The organism is Kallipyga massiliensis ph2, from assembly GCF_000311985.1.
GTDB lineage: Bacteria > Bacillota > Clostridia > Tissierellales > Peptoniphilaceae > Kallipyga > Kallipyga massiliensis.
Map to the genome: position 1 here is coordinate 586068 of NZ_HE978585.1, position 8496 is coordinate 594563.

An 8496-nucleotide genomic window follows, 5' to 3' on the forward strand; every position below is an offset into this window, starting at 1 on the left:
TTGTCTGGAGGAGAGAGTGAAAACTCTCTCCTTTTCAAAATAGGGATTAGGGTGAAAATATGCAAAAAATGACATTAGAAGCCAAGAATATTTCCATCAGCTTCCCGGGCGTCAAAGCCCTGGACCAGGTGGATCTCACCATCTATTCAGGAGAAATCGCCGCCATCGTTGGTGCCAACGGGGCCGGGAAATCGACCTTGATGAAGGTCCTGTCCGGAGCCAACCCCAAATATGAGGGCCAGGTCCTCCTGAACGGACAGCTTGTCGAACTCCGTAGCCCCCAGACCGCCCAAGAGCATGGCATTCAGACCGTATATCAGGAAGTGGATACCGCCCTAGTTCCCACCCTATCTGTTGCTGAGAACATCATGCTGAACGATATGGTTCTACAGGGTGGCGTCAGGGTCAATTGGTCGCAGATGGCCGATGAGGCCCGGAAGGCCCTGAAGCGGTTGAACATGGACTCCATCAATGTGAAGGCCCAGGCCCAATCCTTGACCCTGGCCCAGAAGCAGATGGTCCTGATTGCCCGGGCCATCCGGGAAAACTGCAACTTCCTCATCTTAGATGAGCCCACGGCTCCCCTGAGCAACAATGAGACCAGGGAGCTCTTCAACGTCATGAGGAAGCTCAAGGAAGAGTCCAACCTGGGGATTATCTTCATCAGCCACCGTTTGAATGAGGTCCTGGAGATCTGTGAAAAATACACGGTCATGAGAAACGGAAAGATCGTCGACACCCAGGAAATCACGCCCTCCACCACCTCATCGGAGATTGTGGAGAAGATGCTGGGGCGGAGTTTGTCCGATAGCTACCAGAAGACCAAGGTCCCCATCGGGGATGTTATCTTCGAAACCAAAAACCTCTCCTCCGAAGTGGGGCGGTTGGAGGACATCAACATCACCGTCCATGCCGGAGAAATTGTGGGCATTGCCGGGCTGGTGGGTGCCGGAAAGTCGGAACTTTGTAAGACCATCTTCGGGGCTTATCCCAGCGAAAGCGAGGCCTCCAGCCTGGGCGGCCAGGCGATCAAGATCCAATCGCCTTCCCATGCGGTCAAGGCCGGAATCGGCTTAGTCCCTGAAGAGCGACGGAAAGAGGGCGTCCTGGTCCATGAATCCGTCTCCTTCAACCTGGCGGCAGCTACCCTGGGCAAACTTTGTGCCATGTCCTTTATCCAAAGGGATAAGGTAAAAAAGAATGCCGACAACTATGTCGATGCCCTGGGGATTAAAACCCCCTCCATCGTCCAGAAGGTCGCCAACCTCTCCGGCGGCAACCAGCAGAAGGTGGCCGTAGGGAAGTGGCTGGCGGCGGACTCCCTCCTTTATATCTTCGATGAGCCCACAAAAGGAGTGGATGTCGGGGCCAAGCGGGATATCTTCAAGCTGATCAACGACATTGCCGGCAACGGAAAGGGCGTCATCTACGCCTCCAGTGAAAATGACGAACTGCTCTCTCTCGCCGATCGAATTTACGTCATGTATAGCGGGAAAATCGTCGCAGAGCTCGTCGCTTCAGAAACCACGGATGAAGAAATAATGTACTATTCGGTCGGTGGATCCAAAAAGAACCGAGAGGAGATCGCATGAACGTAAAAGTTGTTAAGGAAAATAATTCCTCAAAATCCAATGATTTTCTACATACCCTCATCAACTGGGCAGCCCTTCTTGCCCTTATCCTCAGCTTCCTCCTCTTTTCACTTTTAAGAGGACAGGCTTTCCTATCCGGGGATAACATGATCAACATCCTCCGAGCCATGTCCATCAACACCGTCTTCGGGATTGCCCTGACCATCACCATGGCCCCGGACGGATTCGACATGTCGGCATGTACCCTGGCCTCCTGCTCGGCCTATGTCTTCGTTTCCGCTTACCTCTGGTTCGGCTTAAGCCTTCCCATGTCCATCATCGTCTGCCTGGTCGTCACCTTGATTATGTACCAGCTGACCATGTTTATGATCCTGGTCTGCAAGATTCCGGACATGCTGGCCACGGTCGCTCTCATGTTCGTCCACCAAGGACTGGGCCAATGGTACATCGGAGGCGGCGCCGTCTCCACCGGAATGAAAACCTCATGGGGAGCGGAGCCTGCCCGGGTTATGCTGGAGGATTCCTTCTCCGCCCTGGGACGTGCCCCCATCATCATTATCATCATGTTCGTCTGCGTCATCGCGGCCCATGTCTTCCTCAACTACACCAAACAGGGTCGCTACCTCTACGCCATCGGCGGAAACAAGCAGGCTGCCCAATTATCCGGAATTAATGTGAAAAAGTACCGCTACATGGCGGGGATGATCACCGCCGTCTTTATCGCCATCGGGGCTATCCTTGTTGCCTCCCGGTCCAGCTCGGCCCAGGTTATGGGGGCGGACAACTACTTCATGCCCTCTTTGGCCGCCGTATTCGTCGGGAAGACCGTCGGCGGGATCGAAAAACCCAACGCCCTGGGCACCATGCTGGGCGCGGCTCTGGTCTCCACCCTGGAGAACGGCTTGACCATCATGGCCGTTCCCTTCTATGTCCTGCCCGCCGTCAAGGGCGCTGTTCTTGCCCTGGCCCTGATCGCTTCGTACTCCTTGAAAGAAGAGTCCTACAATTAAAGGCGAAAGCCTGTATGCCCAATAGGAAGGGGAATAGTTCATGTACGATTTTTCCAAATATTTTTTAATGATTGATGAATCCAATCCGGTGGAGACCGAAAAGGTCGTCATCGAATACGTCCTCTATAAGACCGAGGGAAATGGCGAGAACCAGATTCCCTGGGATAGGGAGACCATGAAGGCTGTGATTCCTGAAGAACACGGGAACCTCAACCACGTCTGCCGGGTCTTCGACGATAAGGGCCACAGCATCTACATCAAGCAGGCCGGGGATACCCTCCGGATTTCTGAAGATATGACCGCCACCCTGGACCGGAACCGCCAGGAATCCGAGATCCTCCAGATTGAAGAATCCTTGGCTCCCGGTTACGTCCCTCATGTTTATTTCTATGATACGGTCATGTCCGCCAACGGGATGGAAGATTGCAGTGACTACAAGGTCATGCGGAATGCCATGCTGGACCATGAGATTTTCGAAGGTTTTGATGAGGATATTTCGGAATTCCTGGTCAGGACCCTTCTCCTCTCCAGCGACGTGGTCATGGACCACAGGGAGAAGAAGGAGTGGACCCGCCGCTTCATCACCCCCGACCTCTGCGACATCACCGAAAAGCTAGTCCTCATGGAACCCTACCTGGGGGCTGATCGGAACAATGTCTTTGCGCCCAACCGGGCATTCGTGGAGAAATATCTCTATGGCGATCCCGAGCTCCACAAGGAAGTGGCCAAGCTGAAGTTCAACTTCATGACCAATGCCCAGGCCCTCCTCCATGGCGACGTCCATACGGGCTCCATCTTCATCAAGCCGGGCGCCATCAAGGTCTTCGACTGTGAATTCGGAACCTATGCCCCCATGGGCTACGATACGGGCAACCTCTATGCCAACCTGGTCTTTGCCTACTGCAATGGCCGGGCCTACGGTAAGGATGAATTCTGCGACTGGATTAAGCGGACCATCGCTTCCGCCTTCGACCTCTTTGCCAAGAAGTTTGTCGACCTCTATGAAAAAGAGGCCACCGAGCCCATGGCCAAGGTAGAGGGCTTCCGCGACTGGTACCTGGCCTCCATTCTTCGGGATACGGCCGGCTATGCCGGGACCGAGCTCCACCGCCGGACGGTAGGCATGGCCAATGTCACCGACCTGACCACCATCGAGGATGAGCCCTCCCGGATGATTGCCGAGCGGACCTGCATCTTCCTGGGCATCGACCTAATCAAGCATGCCGATTCCTTTGTGGACGGGAAGTCCTATATCGAAGCCCTGGAGCGGGCCGAGGAAGCCGCTATTGAATCCCTCAAGTAAATCGTCGTTTAGAAAATGGAGGTTTTTCCATGATTAAAGAACTGCAAGGCTTCTTTGACCGGGTCATCTCGGTCAAGCTCCCTGAAAATAGAGAATACGTTGACATTATTGACCAAACCCTTCTGCCCAATGAGGAGAAGCGGATTGCCCTCCGGACTCGGGAGGAAATCTGGGAGGCCATCAAAAAGCTCCGCGTTAGAGGGGCCCCGGCCATCGGGGTATGTGCCGCCTATGGGATGGCTGTCCTGGCTAACCAGTATTCCGCCGAGATCTATGAGGACTTTTCAAAGGCCTTCATGGCGGACAAGGACTACCTGGAATCCTCCCGTCCCACGGCGGTCAACCTCTTCTGGGCCCTGGACCGGATGGGGAAGGTGGTGGAGGAGAATTCCTCCTTGCCCTTGGACCAGCTGAAGGATCGTCTCTTCGACGAGGCCAAGGCCATCCAAGAAGAAGACATCCAGATCAGCCGGAACATCGGGGAGATCGGCTTCCAGCTCATGGAAGGGCTGAAGAAGCCCGGCCAGCCCCTGGGGATTGAAACCCACTGCAATGCGGGAACCCTGGCTACGGCCATGTACGGGACAGCCACTGCCCCCATGTATACTGCCCTGGACAAGGGGTGGAAGCCGGAAGATATGCATGTTTACTGCGATGAGACCCGCCCCCTCCTCCAGGGAGCCCGCCTGACCGCCTATGAGATGAACAAGTCCGGGATTCCCACGACGGTGGAGTGTGACAGCATGTGCTCCATCCTCATGCAATCCGGCAAGATCCAAATCATCTTTGTCGGCTGCGACCGGGTGGCACGGAACGGAGACGCGGCCAACAAGATCGGGACCTCCACCCTGGCCATTGTCGCCAAACACTACAATATCCCCTTCTATGTCTGCGCCCCCTCCTCCACCATCGACCCCGAGGCCAAGGATATCCATGATATTCCCATCGAATTCCGCGACCCGGAGGAGATCAAATCCGAATGGTATGCCAAGCCCATGGTTCCGGCAGAAGTGGAAGGCTACAATCCGGCCTTTGACGTGACCACCCATGACCTCATCACCGGCATCATCACCGAAAAGGGCCTGGTGACCGGAGACTTTGAAAAGGAATTTCAGCGGTTGGGGATCTTCTAAGATCGGAAGTCCTGCTAGAGGAAATTCACGACGTGAGGAGGCAAAACGTGGAAAAACAAGGCTATCAGTACCCAAGCGATGAGGAGGCCAAGGCCTTAATTATCGATATTGGAAAAAGAATCTATGCCCGGGGTTTTGTCGCCGCCAACGACGGCAACATCTCCTGCCGGGTGGCAAAAGATGAGATCTGGGTAACAGCGACCAATGTCAGCAAGGGCTTCATGACGGAAAAGAATCTGGTTAAAATCAACCTCGATGGCGAGATTCTGGAAGGGGACGAAAAGCCTTCCAGCGAGACAAAAATGCACCTCCGGGTCTATCAGGAATCGGAGGATCTGAATGGCGTGGTCCACACCCACCCCATGCATGCCACGGCCTTCGCCTGTGCGGGCCTGCCCCTGGACAGCCGCTTCCTTCCGGAGGGCATCGTCCAGCTGGGCAAGGTCCCCTGCATCCCCTTTGCTATGCCGGGGACCGAGGACGTGCCCAACTCCATCACACCCTATATCAACAAGTACAATGCGGTTCTCCTGGGCAACCATGGGGCCCTAACCTGGGGCGATTCCCTGGTCCAGGCCTGGATGCGGATGGAGACTGTGGAATACCTGGCCCATATCACCATTCTGAACAAGTACATTTTGAAAAAGTACAATGATTTCACGGATGAAGAGATTGACCTCCTCCTCGGCGGCCGGTCTTCCTTCGGGATCCGCGGGGGGAGCCGTCCTTCCTAATCTCCTCTCTTCATCTCGCCAGTGAAAGGAGACACTATGCTGCGAGGAATTCCATCAACCATTTCTTCCGACCTCCTGAAGGCCATGGCGGACATGGGGCATGGGGACCTGATCGTGGTCGCCGACCACTTCTATCCCCCTTTCTCAAAGAGCCCAAACGCCCGCTCCATCCAAGCCAAGGGCATGAACTGCGCCACCCTTATCGGTGACATGCTCAAGCTCTTCCCCCTGGATGCCGACTTCAGCGAATACCCTGTTCTCTGCATGGTTCCCGACGGTTCGGGCAAGGAAGCCCTCATGGACCAAACCGCCGCCCAGGACGTCATCGAGAAAGTCATCAAAAACGGCTACTCCGAGTCCTCCATCGGCGTCATCGAGCGGACCAAATTCTACGATTTAGCGGCCCAGGCCTTTGCCACCGTCTGCACGAGTGAGCAGGAGCCCTACGGTTGCTTTATCCTAAAAAAAGGCGTCAACTAGTTTCATTTCATTATGATTTATAGCCTCATGGAAGTGATCCATGAGGCTATAAATCCCTCCTTTTGAAACGAATATGTTTTTTGGTCTAATTATTAGTCCCGCTTCTATTATTCATTTGTTAATAAATATTAGGATTGACAAATTCTTATTTAATTCTTATGCTTAGGTTAATTAAACGTTTAATCCCTGAAGGAGTGAATATGCGTATTGTAAATTTTGGTTCTCTAAATATTGATAAAACGTATTCTGTCCCTCATATAGTTCAGGAGGGTGAAACGATTTCGTCTCTTGATTACCAGGAGTTTGTTGGTGGAAAAGGGCTTAATCAATCGATCGCCATTGCTAGAGCAGGCGGTCAGGTTTGGCATGCAGGCTTAATTGGCCAGGAAGATGGCAATGTTCTATTACAAGCACTCGAAGATTCAGGAGTTCATACAGAATTTGTAGAAAATCGCCCCATTGCTTCAGGACATACTATCATTCAAGTTGATAATGAGGGGAAGAACTCAATCATTGTCAGCGGCGGTGCCAATCGAGCTATCGATGAGCTATATATCGACAAAGTCTTATCTCATTTTTCGGCAGGTGATCTACTTCTTTTGCAAAATGAAGTCTCCTGTTTTTCTAAAATTATTGATAAAGCCCATAAAAAAGGCCTAAAAATTTATCTTAATCCCTCTCCTATGGATGATGAGGTTTTGTCAGCTGATCTCAATAAAATTGATTGCTTTCTAATTAATGAAATTGAAGGACAGATTTTAACCGGAGAAAAAGACGCATCAAAAATCATGCATGCTATGCAAGCACAATATCCGGAATCCTCTTTAGTTTTAACTCTAGGAGCAGAAGGCTCATATTATCAGAATGGAGATCAACAGATTTTTATTCCTTCCTTAAAGGTTAAAGCGATTGATACAACAGGTGCAGGGGATACTTTCTGTGGATACTTTATCGCTAATCTTACCCGGGGAAAAATTGTTGAGGAAAGTATGAAAAGGGCTAGTCGTGCGGCATCTTTAGCTTGTACTGTTAAGGGGGCCTCTAACTCTATTCCAATGAGGGAGGAGATATATTGAGAACGACATTAAAGGATGTGGCTAAAGAAGCTAATGTTTCAGTAGCAACTGTTTCATTGATTTTAAATAATAAAGCTCAGCATATACGGCCGGAGACGATAAGTAGAGTGAATAAAGCCATTAGGAAGCTCAATTATTCACCAAACTCCTATGCTCGATTTTTGCAAAAAGGAAAAACGAATTTACTTGCACTCTTAGTGCCTGATTTAGGGAATGAATTCTATACCCAAGTTGCTCAGGGAGCTTTGGAACGGGCTCAGGAAGAGGGGTTTTTGCTTACGCTACTTAATCTTTCACAAGTTGATGAATCAACCCGAGAAATTCAAGTAAATCTTTCAGGCGGTCAATTTGCCGGGGCACTTGTTGTTTCACGTCGATTTGACAGAGTATTGGAGAGGATGGTAGAAACGAGTGATTTCCCTATTGTTCTACTGGATGAATCCATCACTATTGACAATGCATTTAGCTTAGTCACGGGAGATAATAATAAAGGCGGGATGATCGCAGCAAACTATCTTCTAGACTGTGGACATGAATCTTTTTTCTGTATTTTAGGCCCCCAAGAGACACCAAATTCTCTACGTCGACTTTCTGGGTTTATTAAGGGATTAAATGCGAGGGGGTATAATTTACCGACAGATCATATTTTTTTCGGTGACTATAATTTAGAAGGAGGTTATCAAGCAGGTTGTAGAATCTCAAAAATGCTAAAAGAGAATAGAAAACCTGTTGCAATCTTCTCCTTTAACGATTTATCAGCAATTGGATGTATCAGAGCACTCAAGGAATCAGGTTATCTAGTGCCTAAAGATGTTTCAATTATGGGATATGATCGTATATCTATCGCCTCCTATTTCCCCATTAAACTAACAAGTATTGACCAACAAGCTTTAAAGATTGGGGAGAGGGGAGTTGATACGTTATTGAAAAAGATTAATGGTTTAGAGCACACTGATAAAGTTCTAGTAGAACCCATCCTTTATGAAGGCGAGAGCGTGATCAATTATAATATCAAATAAGATATGAATGTTGGCCTACCATCCTAAAGTGTAGATCAAGTTATCTTTACATAAAATAGGATAAATTACTGAAAGATCATGGACAGATCGATACTTTTTATAATGTTATTTTAGGTCAATATGTCAACTTATTTCATGAATATGATAAT

General features: G+C 50.3%; 8 protein-coding genes. All 8 read left to right on the forward strand.

From position 1 onward, the window contains the following. Positions 1-59: 59 nt before the first annotated feature. Entirely contained in the window at positions 60-1592 is a 1533-nt protein-coding gene (locus HGKM_RS02610) for a sugar ABC transporter ATP-binding protein (protein ID WP_019133785.1), read from the forward strand. Continuing rightward, positions 1589-2602, forward strand: coding sequence for an ABC transporter permease (locus HGKM_RS02615; RefSeq protein WP_019133786.1), 1014 nt, complete (start codon positions 1589-1591; stop codon positions 2600-2602). The genes HGKM_RS02610 and HGKM_RS02615 overlap by 4 nt, the downstream gene beginning before the upstream one ends. Before the next feature lie 40 nt (positions 2603-2642). Then, on the forward strand, positions 2643-3905 hold the full coding sequence (gene mtnK, locus HGKM_RS02620) for an S-methyl-5-thioribose kinase (protein WP_019133787.1): 1263 nt from the start codon (positions 2643-2645) through the stop codon (positions 3903-3905). Between the two features lie 29 nt (positions 3906-3934). Continuing rightward, positions 3935-5038 (forward strand): S-methyl-5-thioribose-1-phosphate isomerase, encoded by a 1104-nt coding sequence (gene mtnA, locus HGKM_RS02625; protein WP_019133788.1) that lies wholly within the window; start codon positions 3935-3937, stop codon positions 5036-5038. Positions 5039-5085: 47 nt separating this feature from the next. Continuing rightward, positions 5086-5772, forward strand: coding sequence for a class II aldolase/adducin family protein (locus tag HGKM_RS02630; RefSeq protein ID WP_019133789.1), 687 nt, complete (start codon positions 5086-5088; stop codon positions 5770-5772). Positions 5773-5808: 36 nt separating this feature from the next. Continuing rightward, positions 5809-6252: an RbsD/FucU family protein gene (locus HGKM_RS02635; RefSeq protein WP_019133790.1), complete on the forward strand. Its 444-nt coding sequence runs from the start codon at positions 5809-5811 to the stop codon at positions 6250-6252. 200 nt (positions 6253-6452) lie between these two features. After that, a complete protein-coding gene (locus tag HGKM_RS02640) occupies positions 6453-7328 on the forward strand; it encodes a ribokinase (RefSeq protein ID WP_019133791.1) in 876 nt (291 codons plus the stop codon). Beyond that, positions 7325-8347 (forward strand): LacI family DNA-binding transcriptional regulator, encoded by a 1023-nt coding sequence (locus HGKM_RS02645; RefSeq protein WP_019133792.1) that lies wholly within the window; start codon positions 7325-7327, stop codon positions 8345-8347. Before HGKM_RS02640 ends, HGKM_RS02645 begins: the two co-directional genes overlap by 4 nt. Positions 8348-8496: the final 149 nt, after the last annotated feature.